Annotated in this window: 13 protein-coding genes; 5 read left to right on the forward strand and 8 right to left on the reverse strand. The window is 43.1% G+C overall.

Annotated features, from left to right (window positions below):
- Nucleotides 1–55 precede the first annotated feature (55 nt).
- From ACYVGZ_RS15425 to ACYVGZ_RS15445, 5 genes are all read right to left on the reverse strand, one after another.
- A complete protein-coding gene (locus ACYVGZ_RS15425; RefSeq protein ID WP_460757583.1) occupies nt 56–766 on the reverse strand; it encodes an ABC transporter permease in 711 nt (236 codons plus the stop codon).
- Nucleotides 766–1,458 carry an ABC transporter permease gene (locus ACYVGZ_RS15430; protein ID WP_460757585.1) on the reverse strand — a complete coding sequence of 231 codons (693 nt, stop codon included), beginning with the start codon at nt 1,456–1,458 and terminating at the stop codon, nt 766–768. The genes ACYVGZ_RS15425 and ACYVGZ_RS15430 overlap by 1 nt, the downstream gene beginning before the upstream one ends.
- A 79-nt stretch (nt 1,459–1,537) precedes the next feature.
- Nucleotides 1,538–2,296, reverse strand: coding sequence for a transporter substrate-binding domain-containing protein (locus ACYVGZ_RS15435; RefSeq protein WP_460757588.1), 759 nt, complete (start codon nt 2,294–2,296; stop codon nt 1,538–1,540).
- An 80-nt stretch (nt 2,297–2,376) separates the two neighbouring features.
- Nucleotides 2,377–3,144, reverse strand: coding sequence for an ABC transporter ATP-binding protein (locus tag ACYVGZ_RS15440; protein WP_460757591.1), 768 nt, complete (start codon nt 3,142–3,144; stop codon nt 2,377–2,379).
- A 161-nt stretch (nt 3,145–3,305) separates the two neighbouring features.
- Nucleotides 3,306–4,325 (reverse strand): GlxA family transcriptional regulator, encoded by a 1,020-nt coding sequence (locus ACYVGZ_RS15445; protein ID WP_460757594.1) that lies wholly within the window; start codon nt 4,323–4,325, stop codon nt 3,306–3,308.
- 297 nt (nt 4,326–4,622) lie between these two features.
- Between ACYVGZ_RS15445 and ACYVGZ_RS15450 the strand changes: the two genes are divergently transcribed.
- From ACYVGZ_RS15450 to sbmA, 3 genes are all read left to right on the forward strand, one after another.
- Nucleotides 4,623–9,440 (forward strand): NAD-glutamate dehydrogenase, encoded by a 4,818-nt coding sequence (locus tag ACYVGZ_RS15450; RefSeq protein WP_460757596.1) that lies wholly within the window; start codon nt 4,623–4,625, stop codon nt 9,438–9,440.
- A 51-nt stretch (nt 9,441–9,491) separates the two neighbouring features.
- Nucleotides 9,492–10,706, forward strand: coding sequence for an aspartate aminotransferase family protein (locus ACYVGZ_RS15455; RefSeq protein ID WP_460757599.1), 1,215 nt, complete (start codon nt 9,492–9,494; stop codon nt 10,704–10,706).
- Between the two features lie 227 nt (nt 10,707–10,933).
- A complete protein-coding gene (gene sbmA, locus ACYVGZ_RS15460; protein WP_460757601.1) occupies nt 10,934–12,214 on the forward strand; it encodes a peptide antibiotic transporter SbmA in 1,281 nt (426 codons plus the stop codon).
- 53 nt (nt 12,215–12,267) lie between these two features.
- On the opposite strand, the gene ACYVGZ_RS15465 is transcribed toward sbmA, so the two are convergent.
- The 3 genes from ACYVGZ_RS15465 to ACYVGZ_RS15475 all read right to left on the reverse strand — a co-directional run bounded on the left by ACYVGZ_RS15465 (nt 12,268) and on the right by ACYVGZ_RS15475 (nt 16,467).
- The gene (locus tag ACYVGZ_RS15465) at nt 12,268–12,480 is read right to left on the reverse strand and encodes a hypothetical protein (protein ID WP_460757604.1); all 213 of its coding nucleotides are present in this window, start codon (nt 12,478–12,480) and stop codon (nt 12,268–12,270) included.
- 75 nt (nt 12,481–12,555) lie between these two features.
- A complete protein-coding gene (gene glnE, locus ACYVGZ_RS15470) occupies nt 12,556–15,471 on the reverse strand; it encodes a bifunctional [glutamate--ammonia ligase]-adenylyl-L-tyrosine phosphorylase/[glutamate--ammonia-ligase] adenylyltransferase (protein ID WP_460757606.1) in 2,916 nt (971 codons plus the stop codon).
- 30 nt (nt 15,472–15,501) lie between these two features.
- A complete protein-coding gene (locus ACYVGZ_RS15475; protein WP_460757609.1) occupies nt 15,502–16,467 on the reverse strand; it encodes a CYTH domain-containing protein in 966 nt (321 codons plus the stop codon).
- 129 nt (nt 16,468–16,596) lie between these two features.
- On the opposite strand from ACYVGZ_RS15475, the gene argE reads away from it, so the two are divergent.
- Together argE and argA are read left to right on the forward strand one after the other, a co-directional pair.
- The gene (gene argE, locus ACYVGZ_RS15480; RefSeq protein WP_460757611.1) at nt 16,597–17,760 is read left to right on the forward strand and encodes an acetylornithine deacetylase; all 1,164 of its coding nucleotides are present in this window, start codon (nt 16,597–16,599) and stop codon (nt 17,758–17,760) included.
- Between the two features lie 13 nt (nt 17,761–17,773).
- Nucleotides 17,774–19,084: an amino-acid N-acetyltransferase gene (argA, locus tag ACYVGZ_RS15485; protein WP_460757614.1), complete on the forward strand. Its 1,311-nt coding sequence runs from the start codon at nt 17,774–17,776 to the stop codon at nt 19,082–19,084.
- Nucleotides 19,085–19,116: the final 32 nt, after the last annotated feature.

Below are 19,116 nucleotides of genomic sequence, written 5' to 3' on the forward strand. Positions count from 1 at the left end.
AGACATAAAAAAAGAGGGTTTTTTACCCTCTTTTTTTCTCTCTTTACCAACCAACTTATCCCTTATCAGACACCTTGATTGACAGAGTTCCTAAGTAGCGATTTTGCCTTAGCTCAATTTGGCGGAAAATAGCAATAATCACCATACTGATGATTAAATAAATCACCCCTGCTGCCAAAAAGATCTCCATGGGAGTATAAGTTCTCGCAATAATAGTACGAGCCATCCCAGTAAGATCTAAAATGGTAATCGTACTGGCAAGAGCACTTCCTTTCAGCATCAAGATGATCTCATTACCGTAAGCAGGCAACACAATCCCGAACGCTCTTGGCAAAAGAATACGACGATACATTTGCACTTTCGTCATGCCCACGACTTTACATGCTTCAACCTCACCTGGGGGAATCGCCTGAATGGCCCCGCGAAAAATTTCTGCCGTATAAGCAGAGGTATTTAGCGTGAAGGCAATAATCGCACACCAAAATGGTTCCCTTAATACAGGCCATAAAAAGCTTTCACGAATCACCTCAAACTGTGAAGCGCCGTAGTACACTAAGAAGATTTGCACTAAAAGAGGCGTACCACGGAAAAAGAAGATATAAGCAAATGGAATGGCTCTAACCCAGCCTTTTGGGGAAATCCTTGCAAGAGCAATAGGTAAAGCAAAAATCCCACCCAACACAATGGAAAGTATCACCAATTGCAAGCTCACCCAAACACCGCTTAGCAAACGAGGAAAATATTCAACAACAACTGAAAAATCCATTATTTACCCCTCACTAAACCGCGATTCGCACGCTTTTCTAGGTAAGTCACCAATAGCATCGACAAAATAGTCAACACTAGATACATACAAGCCGCTACTAAATAAAACAAAAAAGGCTCTTTAGTATTGCTTACCGCAATATTGGCCTTACGCATAATGTCATCTAGCCCAACCACAGACACTAATGCAGTATCCTTTAATAAAACAAGGAAGAGGTTACCTAGCCCAGGTAAGGCAATACGCCAAACTTGAGGCAGAATAATTCGCCTAAATTTATGTATTGAGCCCATACCTAAAACAGTCGCTGCTTCATGCTGACCTTTAGGAATGGACTGAAGTGCGCCACGAAAAACTTCGGTGGCATAGGCTCCAAAGGTTAAACCAAGTGCAGTTACACCTGCGGCAAAGGCACCCACCTCAATATACTCATCGTAGCCAAATAGGCTCGCTATTCCCATTAGTACGCTGGTTGCGCCAAAGTAAATAATAAGAACGGTCAGTAATTCAGGCACACCACGAATTACCGTGGTGTAAAAATTAGCGATAATTTGCAGCGCTCTAATTGAGGACAATTTAGCAGAAGCGCCAAGCAGTCCAAGTACTAGCCCCACAACAAGAGAAAACAGTGCCAATTCAACTGTGACGACCGCACCCGCCAACAATTGATCACCAAATCCATGAAGATCTATCATAATAATTATTACTCAGATTTGCTGATAAACGTTCTTATGGCGCAACGAGCTGCGCCATAAGACCTTAAAGACTCTCTTCTTAGTAGATAGAGAATGGGAAGTACTTAGCATTGATTTTTTGATAAGTGCCATCCGCTAAGATTTCAGCTAAGGCTTTGTTTATTTTTTCTTTTAGGTCTTTGTCGCTCTTACGAACTGCAATACCAATTTCATCCGTCTTCAAAAATGCATCACCCTTGAATTCAAATTTATCACCATCATCAGATGTTTTTAACCAGTTGTAAGTTGGCAGCTCATCAGAAAGTGCGATATCAAGACGACCAGCTACTAGATCTAAATAAACATTATCTTGCGTGTCATATAACTTAATGTCTGCAACATCAGCTAGGTTATCTTCAAGGTATTGGCTAGCAATAGTTGCACGTTGCGCACCGATTGCTTTTCCTTCTAGGTCAGATAAATCAAATTTATCGCCAACGCGCCCCATGAAACGCACACCACCTGAGTAGTATTTATCAGTAAAATCTACGACACGTAAACGCTCTTCAGTAATAGACATGGAAGCGATAATTGCATCAAATTTTTTGCGTTGTAGCGCTGGAATTAGACCATCCCAGTCTTGAGTATGAATTTCACAATCTGCTTCCATACGAGCACACAGTGCGCGAGCAATATCGACATCAAAGCCCTGTGGGTTACCAGATTTATCAATAAAGTTAAACGGCGCCCAAGCCCCCTCTGTCACAAAGCGCACTTTATCAGCAGCTTGAACCGACATTGATGATAACGCTGCCCCTAGTAGAAAAGCCGAACCTAAAGCTATTTTTTTCAATTTCATGGAAAGATTCCTTTTAATTATAGTTTCTATCTTTTTGTTTATCTGGCTATACAGTCAGATCACCACTTTATTGCTCAATTCTAAAACACACTAGACAAAAACGCTTTACAACGTTCTGACTCAGGTGTTTCAAAAACTTTTTCAGGTGTACCTTGTTCTTCAACAACACCTTGATGTAAGAATACGACCTCACTGGACACTTCGCGAGCAAAATTCATTTCGTGGGTCACAATCAGCATGGTGCGCCCTTCATCAGCAAGGTTGCGCATAACACCTAATACCTCACCCACCAACTCAGGATCAAGGGCTGAAGTCGGTTCATCAAACAAAATGACTTGCGGATCCATTGCTAGTGTACGGGCAATGGCAACTCGCTGTTGCTGACCGCCAGACAACTGATTTGGATACATATGCTTTTTGTCGGCAATCCCCACCTTATTTAACAAATACTCAGCATATTCAAGGACTTCTTGCTTAGGCCTTTTTAATACGTGAAGAGGCCCTTCCATAACATTCTGCAAAATGGTCATATGCGGCCATAAGTTAAACCCTTGGAATACAAAACCAATTTGTTGACGCATTTGCGTTAACTGCTTCATATTCCCCGCAACCAAGTCAGTATCACCTTTCACTAGACTCAGCTGTTCACCATTAAACAAAATATTACCTTGGGTAGGGTTCTCTAATAAGTTAATGCAACGTAGAAAAGTACTTTTTCCTGATCCACTTGAACCAAGAATAGAGATGACATCCCCATCGTAAGCTTTAAGTGAAATACCTTTGAGTACTTCTATATCGCCAAACGTTTTATGAATATCAATGAGCTCTAACGCTGGGGTTTTCGACATATTTCATACCTTCTTTTTATGATCTTATATGCACTTTCTTAGGTAACCCTAAGATACCATTAATTATATTATTTGCTTTTCGTAACTCTTTAGAAGATCCTAGAACCCATGACAGACAAAGCAATTTTTGCGCCATATTCTAGCAAAATAGAGTCACCGTTTCACCTACGCCATAACTGGCGCTTTTTCCTATCTGAGGGGCTAGCTACAGCATTATCCCCAGTAATATGTTTGCGCTCTTCCCTTGGCGTAATACCAAAAAAACCTTTGTAAGTTGTACTAAAATGAGGCGCTGAACCAAACCCACACTCCTCTCCCACTTCAGAAATAGACTTATCTGTTTGGGTAAGTAACTGTTTAGCATGCTGAAGACGCATTTCCAAATAATATCTTGAGGGTACTATACTTAAATTTTGTTTAAACAAACGTTCTAAATGGCGACGAGATACCCCTACATGGTAGGCTAAATCATCTGTAGAAAGGGGCTCTCTTATATTGGCTTCCATTAGTTGAACCGCTTCAATTAATTTGGGCTGCCCATTACCAATTCGAGTTTGCAAAGGAATTCGTTGAGGGTCTTCGTGAGTACGGATACGTTCGCACACAAATTGTTCTGATATAGTACTAGCCAACGACATGCCATGTTGCTTACCGATTAAAAACAACATCATATCCATAGCTGCAGTGCCACCGCTACAGGTATATCGATCCCTATCTACTTCAAATAAATGGTTAGAAACAATGGTCGCAGGAAACTCATCTCGTAAATGCGCCAAACTCCACCAATGAATGGTCGCTCTATAGCCATCTAATAAGCCAGATTTCGCCAACAGATGACTACCAGTGCAAATCCCCCCTAATGCAGTTCCTTTTTTCGCTTGATTTTTAAGCCAATTCTCTAAAGTTGGACTTTCGTTTTTTGTAACTGGAGATACACCACAAACAAATATGGCATCCAAATCACTGGGAATAGCACTCGTTAAATGATCGGCAACCGTATAAACACTGGTATTTGAGCGAATCTCTTTCGTTTCATGCCCTATTGTACAAAACTGATAAAGCTCTTTCCCTGCCACCCAATTGGCCATAAACAAAGTTTCAATAGCAGATGAGAATCCAAGCATAGAATAGTGAGGCAAGAGTAAAAAACCGTATTTTTGCGGTTTTTTACTCGCCTGCATGATTTCTCGTGATGCAAATTCACCCTTGTACAAATTATTATCCTGCGACATATGAGTAAAAAAGAAGTTTATTTCGTTTAAAATGGATAACAAAGGGTTTTATCGCTTCTTTCAAGACTTTTTTACGCCTACAACCCAAAAAATGGAAAGGGAGGTCGCAATTAGAAAAGTAACACCCTATCAAACAGGTGTTTTTTTCATAATAATCCATATTACGGTCCTGAAGTAAAACTTTATAAATACAACACTAACGACTAATTTTATTTTTTTGCACACCACTCATGAGGATGAGTTCACATGACGAATCATAAAAAAAGCGAACTAATCGAACGCATTGAAGTTGAGATTAATGATAACTTTAGTGCAACAGAGGCCAAAAACCTAATTCAATTAACTCACCTTTACTTCCAGGACTCACTAGCGGAAGACTTGGTTGATGAATCAATTGAAAACTTATATGGCACAATTATTTGCCTTTGGGACTTTTTACAACAGCGTCCTGACAACCAACCAAAGGTACGTGTATACAACCCTAACTTTGAAGAGCACAGCTGGCAATCCACTCACACGGTTATTGAAATTTTAGCCGAGGATATGCCTTTCCTTGTTTCTTCTTTCAACATGTCTCTAGTTCGTCTTGGGCACACCATTCATTTAACTGCGCACCCAGTCGTTTGCACTGAGCGAAGTAAAACTGGCGACCTTATTAAAATAGATTCAAACGCTGACAACCAAGAAGCCTTAATGCGCTTCGAAATTGACCACTTGTCAGACTTTTCACAAATGGAAGCCATTAAAGATGCTTTATTAGCCAGCCTAGAAGATGTCTCTAAAACCGTCTCAGATTGGCCCAGCATGAAAGACAAGCTCGATGGTATCATCAAAGAATCAGAGCAGCTTGCTCATTTAAAAGACAACAAAGAACACCAAGAAAATCTTGATTTTTTACGTTGGGTTGCTAACAACCACTTTACCTTTATTGGTTTTAGAGCCTATGACCTTGCTATTGAAGGTAAAGAAACGCACCTAAAATTAGTTGACGGTTCTGGCTTAGGAACGTTCAGAGACTTAAACGATAAGAAAGTGAAGCGCGACATTGTCCTACAGGACAAGTTGGCTGAGCTTGCTGTAGACAACAGCAACATTCTGATTTTAACTAAGTCTACCGCCATCTCGACGGTACATAGACCAGTACACTTAGATTACCTAGGCATTAAGCGTTTTGATAAGAAAGGAAAAGTCATTGGCGAATGGCGTTTCTTTGGCCTCTACTCTTCTGCAGCCTATGTTGCTCGCTTGCAAGATATCCCGCTATTGCGCACTAAGCTGAATCATATCATTGAAAAAGCCAATGTAGACCCAAACAGCCATAAGGGTAAAAACCTAAAGCATATTTTAAATAGCTACCCTCGTGATGAAATGCTGCAAGCCCCAGCGGAAGAGCTTTATCAAACAATAGAAAGCATTTTAGCGATACAAGAGCGTCGTCAACTTCGCGTTTTCTTGCGCAAAGACATTTACGGTCGTTTCTTAAATGCCCTGGTGTATGTACCAAGAGACCGTTACAACACTGAACTACGTATCAAGATGCAAAATATCTTGATGAAAGCGTGTAACGGCACCAGCTCAGAATTCAACGTGCAGTTTTCTCAATTAGTACTGGCTCGCGTTAACTTCACCATTCAGATCGCCGACCCAAAACAAAGTCCAACGATCGATGTAGAAGACATTCAACGCAATATGCAAGATGCAATGAGCTCTTGGGAAGACAAGCTTCACCTTGCCTTACAAACCAGCCATGGTGAAGAAGTCGGCAATGAGCTTTTCACTACTTATGCTCATTATCTACCAGCAGCCTACCGTGAAGACTTTTCGCCCAATACCGCAGTACTGGACATTGACCGCCTCAACCAGTTGGCTGGTGAAGGGGAAATTAGCACACATCTATACCGCCAAGTGGGTCAGAGCAAAAACAATTACTATTTTAAAATTTATGGTTCAGGCACCACACTTGTTCTTTCTGATGTATTACCTATTTTGGAATGCATGGGATTACGAGTACTGGAAGCCCGCCCTTATGAATTGGACCAAAACGGTGATGGCAAAGCAAACACCTGGGTAGTTGAATTTGCCATTGTGGTAGATGCTGACGTTAACTTAGAGAAATCTGCTCAACGTGAAGCTTTCCAAGACGCTTTCAACCAGGTATTCCGTCGCCGAGTTGAGAATGACCGCTTCAACGCACTTGTGTTAGACGCTTCCTTAACTTGGCGTCAAGTGACCATGCTACGTGCACTGACTAAGTACTTAATGCAATTACAAGTACCTTTCTCTGTGCAATACATGCAGCAAACCCTTGAAAAAAATGCAGGCATCACACGCTTGTTAGTGCAACTGTTTGAGCAGAAGTTTGACCCTAGCGACATTGCTAAACGTGATGAAAAAGTGCTGAAGATTGTTGATAAGATCACTTTAGAGCTAGACCAGGTCGCTAACTTAGACGAAGACAGAATTCTTAAGCACTACTTGTCTGTAATTGAAGCCATGCTGCGTACCAACTTCTATCAACACGATGAAAACGGCCTTGTGAAAGATTACGTTTCTTTCAAGCTGGATCCATCACAAATTCCGGCTGTGCCATTACCACGTCCGAAATTTGAGATCTTCGTTTACGCCCCTTGGGTAGAAGGCGTGCATATGCGTGGCGGCAAAGTAGCTCGTGGTGGCTTACGCTGGTCTGACCGCATGGAAGATTTCCGTACTGAGGTGTTAGGCCTAGTCAAAGCTCAAATGGTAAAAAATGCCGTTATTGTACCAGCTGGTGCAAAAGGCGGCTTCGTTGCCAAACAGTTGAAGAAAAATGCTTCCCGTGAAGAAGTTCAAGCGGAAGTGGTTCATTGTTACACCACCTTCATCAGTGGTTTGCTGGATATTACAGACAACCTAGTTCAAAACGAACTTGTACCGCCTATGTCTGTGCAGCGCTATGACGAAGACGACCCATACTTGGTGGTTGCAGCCGACAAAGGTACTGCAACCTTCTCTGACCTCGCCAACAGTATTTCTGAGAAATACGGTTTCTGGTTAGGTGACGCTTTTGCCTCAGGTGGCTCAAATGGTTACGACCATAAGAAAATGGGCATTACTGCTCGTGGTGCTTGGGAATCTGTTAAGCGTCAGTTTAAAGAGATTGGCGTAGATTGTCAGAATACGGATTTCACGGCCGTTGGTGTCGGCGATATGGCTGGGGATGTATTTGGTAACGGCATGCTACTGTCCAAGCATATTCGCTTAGTGGCGGCATTTAACCATATGCATATTTTCATTGACCCAACGCCGGATTCAGCCACTTCTTTTGAAGAGCGCCAAAGAATGTTCAACTTACCGCGTTCCTCTTGGGAAGACTACAATAAAGAACTGATTTCCAAAGGTGGTGGCATCTTTAGCCGCGCCGCGAAGTCTATTCCTATTAATGCCGATATTCGCAAAGCTCTTGGCATTGAAGGCAATGTTAAGTCCATGGCACCCAATGATCTATTAAATGCCATTCTTAAAGCCCCAGTAGATCTACTGTGGAATGGTGGTATTGGTACCTATGTTAAAGCGGAGAGCGAATCTCATGCAGATGTAGGCGACAACGCGAACAATGCGATTCGTGTAAACGGTAAAGAACTACGCTGTAAAATTGTAGGTGAAGGTGGCAACCTTGGCTTAACTCAAAACGGTCGTATTGAATTTGCTCAAAATGGTGGACTCATTAGTACAGATGCCATTGACAACTCGGCTGGGGTTGACAGTTCTGACCATGAGGTAAATATCAAGATCCTACTTAACCGTGTGGTTGAGAACGGTGATATGACAGAAAAGCAGCGTAACAAGCTGTTAGCGGAAATGACCGATGAGGTTGCAGAACTGGTATTGCGTCATAACCGTGGCCAGAGCCATGTATTGTCTCTTGCCAATGCCCGTGCTGCGGATCGCCTGGCAGACCACTGGCGCCTCATCTTATCCTTGGTACGCGAAGGCCGTCTGAACCGTGAAATCGAGTTCTTGCCAAGTGACGCGCAGATTAAAAAGCGTTTGAACAAAGGTCTAGGATTAACACGCCCAGAAATCTCGGTACTCTTGGCTTACTCTAAAATCAAGCTTTCTGAGCAGTTAGTGGAAGATGGCATTGGTGAAGATGAAGATTTACTGACTCAAATCCATCAGTACTTCCCATCGCAATTGAGCAAGCAATTTGGCGACCAAATGGCGTCTCATGCACTGTCTCAAGAAATCATTGCAGGCCATGTAACAAACAATCTTGGCAATCGCATGGGGCCAACCTTTAGCACTTACATGCAAGAAGAAACCAGCGCGTCGGCCTTAAACCTAGTTCGAGCTTACATGGCGGCGGAAGACATTTTTGGTATTCCTGCTTTGTGGGATGCGATTAACGACCTGGACTTCAAAGTACCTAACAGTGAGCTAAATGCGCTACTGATTCGCATTCAAGTCTTGGTAGAAAAAGCCACTCTATGGCTGCTTCGCAATACCCGAGAAAGCTTGTCTATTCAGAAACTGAAAGATACTTATAAGCCAGGTGTGGAAATTATCCGTGCCAATATGCAAGCCATTCTGACTGAGCCTAGCCAGCAGCATTTGGCTGAAATCAGCGAAAATCTAATTGCAAAAGGCATCCCAGAAGAGGTGGCACAACGTCTATCGGCATTAGACTACTTATTCTATGGACTAGACATCATCCGAGTGGCTAGCAACACCGAAAAAGAAGTACTCGATGTGGCGCAAACTTACTTTGCTCTGGAAATGGATCTCGAGTTGCATTGGTTACGCCACAGTGTGAATGAGCTTACTGCTGATGATATGTGGCAACGCCGCGCTAAAGCAGGTTTAGGTGACGAGGTGGATAATAGTTTGCGTACCCTTACTCAAGAGGTCATTCAAGCTAACACAGAAATTTCAGACCTAGAACAAAGACTCACTCAATGGCGCGAGCTAAACAGTGATAACATTAAGCATTATCGAGCTACATTCACTGAGATCAAAGCTGGCAACGAGCTAACTTTGGCAATGGTTACAGTAGCCATTCGTGAGCTTAGAAATCTAATATAAACTACAGGGTGGTCGTTATCCGGCCACCCACTTTTTAAGAGGTATTTGAAAGTGACACTAGAAGTAACAAGAGCAACCTTTGATGAAGTAATGGTTCCAAACTACGCCCCTTCCGCAATTATTCCTGTGCGCGGTGAAGGCTCACACGTATGGGACAAAGAAGGTAAACAATACATTGACTTTGCTGGTGGTATCGCCGTTACCGCTCTAGGCCACTCTCACCCAAAATTAGTTGAAGTAATGCGTGAGCAAGCGGGTCAGCTTTGGCACCTTGCTAACGTAATGACCAATGAACCTGCGTTACGTTTGGCGAAAAAACTAACGGACAAAACCTTTGCTGATCGTGTCTTTTTCGCCAACAGTGGCGGTGAAGCCAACGAAGCGGCATTCAAACTTGTGCGTCGTTACGCTTACGACCATTTTGGTCCAGAGAAGCATGAGATCATTGCTTTCAACAAGTCATTCCACGGTCGTACTTTATTTACCGTTTCCGTTGGTGGTCAGGCTAAATACAAAGAAGGCTTTGAGCCTACGCCTGGTGGCATCAACCACTGTGACTACAACGACATTGAGCAATTGAAAGCCATCATCAGTGATAAAACCTGTGCGGTTGTTATGGAACCCATTCAAGGGGAAGGCGGTATTATCCCTGCTGATGTGGAATTCGCTAAACAAGTTCGCGAACTATGTGACCAGCATAACGCCCTATTGGTATTTGATGAGGTTCAGTCTGGTGTGGGCCGTACTGGTACTTTGTACGCCTATGAGCAACTTGGTGTAACCCCGGATGTTCTTACCACAGCTAAAGCGCTGGGTAATGGATTTCCGGTGGGCGCAATGCTAGCAACGGAAAAAGCCGCTAAAAGTTTAGCTTTTGGTACTCATGGTAGTACCTACGGCGGTAACCCAATGGCTTGTGCCATTGCTGAAGCTGTCATTGATATTGTGGATACCCCTGAGGTACTTAGTGGCATTCAAGCTCGTCACGAGCAATTTGTAGCGGGTCTAAAAGCCATTAATGAAAAATACCATATTTTTAAAGACATTCGTGGTATGGGCCTTTTAATTGGTGGCGAAGTCGTGGAGCAATTTGCAGGTAATGCAAGTGCTTTCATGCGAGCAGCAGCAGAAGAAGGTTTGTTCTTATTAGTTGCTGGCCCTAATGTGGTTCGCCTTGCACCGTCATTGATTATTCCTGAGGCGGATATTCAAGAGGGTCTTGCACGCTTTGAACGCGCCGTTGCAAAAGTGGTCGCGCAAGCATAATGAGCTAACGTAAACAGGGGGCGTTGACCCTCTGTTTATCTCTTTTAACTTTTTATCTCTTTTAACTATATCTCACCTATATTCCCTGCCCTATGGCATTTTTTTACTGATTTCTTAAAGTTAACTCAATTGTTCTTACTGCGTGAGTGGTTTAAGCTTAGATAAGAGTCGTTTTTCTCGATGAGGTCGATGGCTATTTACCCTACCCACAGCAAGAGAAGTAAATTGTGTTTCAATCTTTCTTTCCTAACCCAAGGTTATTTTTTATAAGCTTTGCCCTATGGGCACTCATTTGTGTTATTGGCTGGTACACCGAAATTCAAGACCTTGGCGACCTTTTAAGCCTAGGCTTTGTGTTTGGCATCGACTTTCCGCAAGCTCTTCCTGAAGGCGCAGAACAGGCAGCTCAAGCCGCCTATCAAGCAGCCCAAAACTCAGCCCTGAACGCTTGGCTGTATCAATACATGGCTGTTTGTTACGCTCTTTTCATCGGAACCTGGGTGTTAATCGGTGGACAAAAATGGGCGAAATGGTCTGTTATTGGTTCTGGTTTGATCGTTTTTATCACCTGGTTTCAAGTACAAGTCAGCGTCATGCTAAACGAATGGTATGGTAGCTTTTACGACCTTATCCAAAATGCACTTAGCAACCCTCAAAGCATTACCCTCAACGACTTTTACAGCCAACTTTCCACTGTGGCCATTATTATTATGGTAGCGGTTACCGTATCTGTGTTTAATAACTTTTTCGTTAGCCATTACGTGTTCAGATGGCGAACCTCCATGACCGAGTTTTATACCTCGAAATGGCAACAAGTGCGTCAAATTGAAGGGGCTTCACAGCGTATTCAAGAAGACACCATGCGTTTTGCCGGTATTATGGAAAGCTTGGGAGTGCGTTTTTTAGATTCTATTATGACTCTGATTGCCTTCTTACCTATTCTATGGGCTCTTTCCGACCACGTAAAAGTCCTACCAATTATAGGCGAAGTACCCCAAGCTCTCGTTTTCGTTGCCATCTTATGGTCTATTTTTGGTACCTTATTATTAGCGGTTGCCGGCATTAAACTCCCAGGATTAGAGTTTAAGAATCAAAGAGTTGAGGCTGCTTATCGTAAGGAGCTGGTTTATGGAGAGGATTTTGAAGACCGCGCTGAACCGGCAAAACTGTCAGAGCTTTTTTATAACGTCCGCCAGAACTACTTCCGACTCTATGCAAATTACCTCTATTTTAATGTTGTGCGTTATAGCTACTTAAATGTCGGTCAGTTTGTCCCTCTTATTGCTTTAGCGCCTTCGATTGTAGCTGGGGCCTTTACCCTAGGTATAATGCAAAGAATACTAAATGCCTTTAACCAAGTAGAAGGCTCTTTCCAGTTTCTAATAAACTCTTGGACCACCATTGTCGAGCTTATGTCGATTTATAAACGTTTAAAGGCTTTTGAAGCGGCCATTAACGACCAACCTTTGCCTGAGTTGGATCAAGACTTCATAGCTGAGCAAGAATAAGCAAAAAAAAACCAGTTTGCATGGCAAACTGGGTTTAGTTTCTTAACGATCTTTTACACACGAATATTAATATTCTGGCCCAGTACATCCGTTGTCGTGTGTGATCCACTGACTGCGGCAGGAGTGGATACAGGGCTTTGCGCGGCACTTTCAAGTAACGCTAATGCTTGCTGCGCTTGTTGCTCTTGAGCACTTTTTGCCAAGCTTGCGCTATAAACTTCATTGGCGTAAGCCATGGCATCATTACCAACACCGTTAATTGCCATAAACTCCTCCTTACGTCCTAATGCTTTAATTAAACGAATTATAGCACTGGACTGTTCAAAATACGATCAACCAAGTTAATCATCTACAAAATCTTGCCAAAGTTTACTCACAAGCTGTTGGGCCGCAGCCAAGTCTTCTGCCTGAGTCACCCTTCCTTGCTGTTGCAATGTTAGCCTATGAATACGCGATCGATAAAAAGTGTAGGTGTCTATTAACTGAGCCACTATTTCAGGTTTCACTATGTCCTGTTTTGCGGCCGCCTCCAGTTGCCTAACATTATCTGAGTAGGTCATTAATTCAGGGCATTTACCCGACCAAGCCAGCACTAAAAATTGCACCATGAACTCAATATCAATAATGCCACCAGCTCCCTGCTTTAAATCAAAACCTTTGTCTTTGCCGCCTGTGTCTAAATGCTTACGCATTTTTTCACGCATCTTAATCACTTCTTCTTTTAAGTCTTTTACATCTCTAGGCTGAGAAATAATATCTTTTCGGCACGCTTCAAACTTCTTCAGCAAGCTAGAATTACCAGCTAAACCTCGAGCGCGAGTTAACGCCTGATGCTCCCATACCCATGCCTCTTTTAGCTGATACTCTTTAAAAGAATCAAAACTTGTTACTAATAGGCCAGAATTACCTGACGGTCTTAACCTCATATCGACTTCATACAAGCGACCAGCACCGGTAAAGCTAGTTAACATGTGAATCAGTCGCTGACCCAGCCGAGTATAGAAAGTTTGATTATCAATGCTGCGTTCGCCATTAGTATAACCTGTGGCTTGAGCCTCATATAAAAAGACAAGGTCAAGGTCAGAATCATAACCTAACTCCCAACCACCGGATTTACCATAACCAACCACGCTAAGTTGTGCTGTTAGGTGCGCCTCCTCTTGATCAACAGGGAAGCCATGTTTCTGTGTGAGATAGAACCACGATTGTTGCAACACTTTTTCTAACAAAACTTCTGCAAGCCATGTTAAGTGATCACTCACTTTCATTACAGGTAATACACCCGTTATATCACAGGCAGCAATACGTAAAGTTATTGAACGTTTGAAGCGACGCATTGCATCCATCTGAGCTTCTTCATCGTCCTGCGGTAGGCGCATTAACCACTGCTCTAACTCATCTGCCAGCATTGCTTTATCAGGTGGTGAAAACAGAGAATGTGCATCTAGCAATTCATCCAGCAAAGCAGGTGTTGTCGAGATGGCTTGGGAAAACCACACGCTTTCACGACATAGAGTTACAAGATGTGTGATCGCTGTCGGGTTCTCACATAAGAGCACTAAATAAGCCGTACGGCGAAGTACTGCTTCTAAAATAGGCAACACTCGCTCAAATATGACGTCTGGCTGCTCTTCACCTTCTAACTTAGAAATCAACATGGCAAGGAAAATCGCTAACCTCTCCTGACCTACAGCTTGCATAAATGCGACGGTTTTAGAACTCAATAAGCCTTGTATTTGCTGAGCAATATTATCAGGCGAAATCCAATCTACCCTTTCGATTGCTTCGAGAATACTGCTAATATCTTCTGGCTTTTTAAGCAAAATGCGCCAAGTCTCTGCATCGTATTCCGTATCAACCTCTTCACCATCGTCAATTAATTCAATAAAGTGCTGATGTACTTGCTTTCTAACCCTCCAAAGCGCCTCATCCAATTCCTGCCAGGAGTTAAACCCCACAATGGCTGCTAATCTTGCTCGCTCAATAGAGTCCTCAGGAAGAAGCTGTGTTTGCTCGTCTTTAATAGACTGTAAGGCATGTTCCGTTCGACGTAGTAGTAAGTAAGCCTGATTAAGCTCTGCGACTTGCTGAGAAGACAAATACTCTTGTTGGGCAAGATAAGGCAACAAACCAAGTAAAGAAGCATTTTGTAAGCCCTTGTCTCTTCCTCCATGCAGTATTTGCAATGCCTGTACGATAAACTCTACTTCACGAATACCACCTTCACCCAACTTAATATTGTGCTCAATTCCCTTACGGCGAACTTCTTTCGCGATCATTTTCTTTAAGTCACGTAAGGCACCAATAGCACCAAAGTCTAAATAACGGCGATACACAAATGGCCTTCTTAGGCCTTCAAACTCTTGATGATCCAGTTCACTGCCTAACATCACTCTAGCTTTGATCATGGCATAGCGTTCCCAGTCTCTGCCCTGATCTTGATAGTAGTTTTCTAATGAATCTAAACTCAGCACTAATGCACCAGACTGGCCAAACGGACGAAGCCTCATATCAACACGGAATACGAAACCGTCTGCGGTTATTTGATCTAGATGCTGAATGAGCTTTTGACCGATTTTAGTGAAGTACTCTTGATGACTAATGGATTTTTTACCGCCTTGAGTGTCTCCATGCTGCCGAAAAGCAAAAATGAGGTCGATATCGGAGGATAAGTTCAACTCGAAGCCACCCAGTTTGCCCATGCCTATAACAATCAGAGACAAGGGCTCGCCCCCCTCGTCAAAAGCTTGTCCATATAAAGCGAGGTACTTAGCTTCACTCCAACGTACGCTGGCTTCAACACACACATCGGCAAGCTTACTCAGATAACAAGTAAACTGACTTAAGGTAATAGTTTGCTGATAATCCAGAATAATTAAACGCGTCATCCACCACTGGCGATAACTGCGCAAACGCTTCATGAGCTCAACTTCATCGATGGTGAAATCTATGTTTTGAGTAAGCTCACTATGTTCTTTTGCAAAGAATGCTTCGCCAGCCATTAATGCGGCAACACTGGGTTCTTGCGGAAGGTCTTTAAGCACCTCCAACTCTTCTAACCAGTGAGGATTCTTAACAATTTGGCTATGTAAGTAATCACTTAATAGCCAAAAAGGCTCACTATTGGTGACCTGAGTGCCAGTGAGCCTATCTAGCTGTTTTCTATCTCTCGCATCTTGAATATGCTCTAACAATAACTCTACAGAGTGGGCATTACGAAAAGTGGCGTAGGCAGAAGTATTGATAAACTCAGTCACAAACATTCCTTTTATTATTTAATTTACGAACTACCGCATTAACTGCTGATTCAACCAAAGCCCTACTTTCAGCATCACCTGTCCTGTGAGCGGGATATTTTGCAATTCACTAAAGAAAGCCTGTTTGCCAAAATCGAAGTGGGTAATGTCATGCTTAACACTGTGTTCTTGGTATACTTTACCCAGTTTTTCAAGGTCTGCCTGGAACATCTCGGGCAAACAGCGCTTTAATTGAGCTAAGGCATCTTTTAATGGGTGTGTTAACACTGGGTCTTGAGTAAAAAATATGGCTTCCCAATATACCAACCAAACCTCATACCAGTATGCCGCAAGAGTTTTTATATCGGAATGGCTAGGCACTTTTTCGGGGAATTCAATGCGCCCATGCTCTAAACGTGCCCCTTTCTGGGCTTTTGAGACCAAGCCGACTTGTACTGGAATTCGCTCAGCAATATTTAGTGCCAACTCGTACAAAGCCTGCTCGCTTCCTTCTTTTAACTCCAACTCTAATTCGCATATTTCATCAAGCCCGTGGCTAGACACTACCTCCCCTTGATCCATCACAACTTCAATTTTGCTTTTATCATTAGAGACTTGCCAGATGCGGCGAGAAAAATCTGTGCGAAATACTTCTTGCAGCTCTTCTCTCCAACCAGCCTGAGATAACGCCTGAGGTAAAGGTATGCTATTCAACAAAGACAAATCCAAGCTATCCTGCTCAATGTCCCATTCCCATTCCCCTCGAGCATGCATACCTATACGGCTACTACCTCGGGTTTTAACGGTTTGGATATAACGCTGGTCAATGGCACGAATACGTAGTGCAATCCCTGTTTCACGTAACACCCCTTGCGGTGTATCAAAGTACGCATTCATTAATTGAAACTGTTTCCCGGCTTCCTCGCCCCCAGTTTGAACTAGCGACGTTAAGTAATTACTCACTAAGGGTAGGTGTTGGGGTTGAATCATCAATTTAAGCTCTAACTCAATTGACATAGTTTTCTTTCTCCAGGGGCTAAAACTGCTCGCCAGTTAAACTTCTTAAATAAATTAGCGTTAAGTCTACCAGATCCGCTAAATAGAGTAGTAACATAAGTCATTAACCTTTGGTTCGAGGAACAAATAATGGCCCGCTTACCCTCTTTACTGGACATGATGACCCAGCTGATTTCCACGCCGTCTATCAGTTGTAGTCAAGCTCACTGGGATCAGTCAAATAAAAAGGTCATTGAATTACTAGAAAGCTGGTTAAGCAACTTAGGTTTTCAGTGCGAAATCATGCCCCTACCTGATGATCCTGAAAAATGTAACTTGATCGCCACCTTCGGCCAAGGCGAGGGTGGTTTAGTGCTTTCTGGGCACACAGACACAGTACCCTATGACCAAGGGCGTTGGCAGTCAGACCCATTCAAACTCACTGAAAGAGATAATAAGCTTTTTGGCTTAGGCAGTTGCGATATGAAAGGTTTTTTTGCCATCGTGCTCGATACGATTCAGCAAATGTCCTTGCAGAACATTCAGCAACCTTTAATTATTTTAGCGACTGCCGATGAAGAAAGCTCCATGGCTGGAGCCCGAGCACTGGCAGAACAGGGCAAAATTAAAGGCCGCTATGCCTTGATCGGTGAACCCACTTCTTTGACGCCAATTCATGCTCATAAGGGCATCATGATGGAGCGAATTAAAGTTACAGGCCAAGCTGGACACTCTTCCAACCCGAACTTAGGTAATAATGCTTTAGATGCCATGCACAAGGTTATGTCCGAATTAATGGCTTTTCGCCAAGAACTTAAAGGAACCTATCGTGATGCCAATTTTGTTATCGATTACCCTACCCTCAATTTAGGTTGTATTCATGGGGGAGACAACCCGAACCGAATCTGCGGCAGTTGCGAGATAGATTTTGACTTACGTGCCCTACCGGGTATGAGCAATCAATCTTTGATGAGTGAAATTGCCAACCGTCTACCAGGAATTGAAGAAAAAACCGGTACTAAAATTGAATTAAATAGCTTATTTCCGGATGTTCCTTCTTTTTATACACCCAGTGAATCCGCTATTATTAAAGCTTGCGAGTCATTAACAAAGCAAGACGCCACCACTGTAGCCTTTGCTACAGAAGGCCCATTTTTAAATCAAATGGGATTAGAAACCTTAGTGTTAGGGCCAGGCTCCATTGATCAAGCCCACCAGCCAAATGAGTTTCTTGCCCTTGACCAAATTCAGCCCATGCAGCACATCCTTAAGGGCTTAATAGAACGCTTTTGTTTGACCAAAGAAGACCCATAAAACGAGGATAAACGTGTCTGACGAACTCAATTATGTAGACTGGTTCCGCCACTCTTCTCCCTATATTAATGCCCATAGGGGAAAAACCTTTGTTATTTTGATACCTGGTGAAGCTTCAGAGAGTGAGTATTTTTCTAGCCTTATTCACGACCTAGCATTATTAGACTCCCTAGGTATTCGACTCGTTTTAGTGCAAGGGGCTAGGCCACAAATAGACAGGGTATTATTTAACCAAAGTGTCCCTACTCATTTGGGGGCTCATTATCGCGTCACCCCTCAAGATCAGCTTGCAGATGTAATTAAAGCTTCCTCGGCAGTACGAGTACAGCTTGAAGCACAATTGTCCATGGGGCTCGCCAACACGCCAATGGACGGTGCTCGCCTAAAAGTATGCAGCGGTAACTTCGTCATGGGGAGACCTCTTGGTGTGGTAGACGGTGTAGATTATGGACATACTGGTGAAGTACGACGTATTGATACTGAGGCCATCTTCAGATTATTAGAGCATGATCATATGGTCATACTTCCGCATTTAGGCTTTTCTCCGACCGGTGAAATTTTCAACCTAAAAGGAGAAGATGTCGCCCTGCAAGCAGCCACCCAGCTGAACGCTGACAAACTTGTTATTTTTTCAGAAGAAGAAGGAATTTTAACCGAAGATGGCCACATATATTCTGAGCTAGTCACTCAAGAAGCAGAGCGGCTTCTTGCGAAAAACGACATGCCAGCCATGTTAGCTGCCTCATTAACGACCTGTGTAAAAGCCGTTCGCCAACGGGTGCCAAGAGCCCATTTAATTTCCTACAAAATTAATGGTGGACTCATTCGCGAACTGTTTACTAGGGAAGGTTCTGGCACCATGATAGATGAAGACAGCTATGAGCAATTAAGGTCTGCTAACATCGACGATGTAGGTGGCATGATGGCCCTGCTGGCCCCTTTGGAAGAAAAAGGCGTTTTGGTGCGGCGCTCCCGCGACTTACTCGAAAATGAAATAAACAGGTTCATTGTTATTGAACGTGATGGCGCTATTGTAGCCTGTGCCGCCTTATACCCGTTCGAACACGATAATATGGGGGAGTTAGCCTGCCTAGCGGTTTCACCTAACTATCAGGGTGAAAATCGCGGTGAACGCTTATTAAAAGGCATTGAACAATCCGCCAAACAACAGGGGATGCAGAGCATCTTTTTACTCACGACTCGAACAGCCCACTGGTTTATTGAGCGTGGTTTTAGAGAAACATCACTAGATGCCTTACCCAGCCAGAAAAAAGAGCTATATAACTACCAGCGTAACTCTAAGATTTTCTCAAAATCCATTTAAAACGCAAAAAAAAACGCCTCACGTGAGGCGTT

It is taken from the genome of Marinomonas epiphytica (assembly GCF_054780655.1).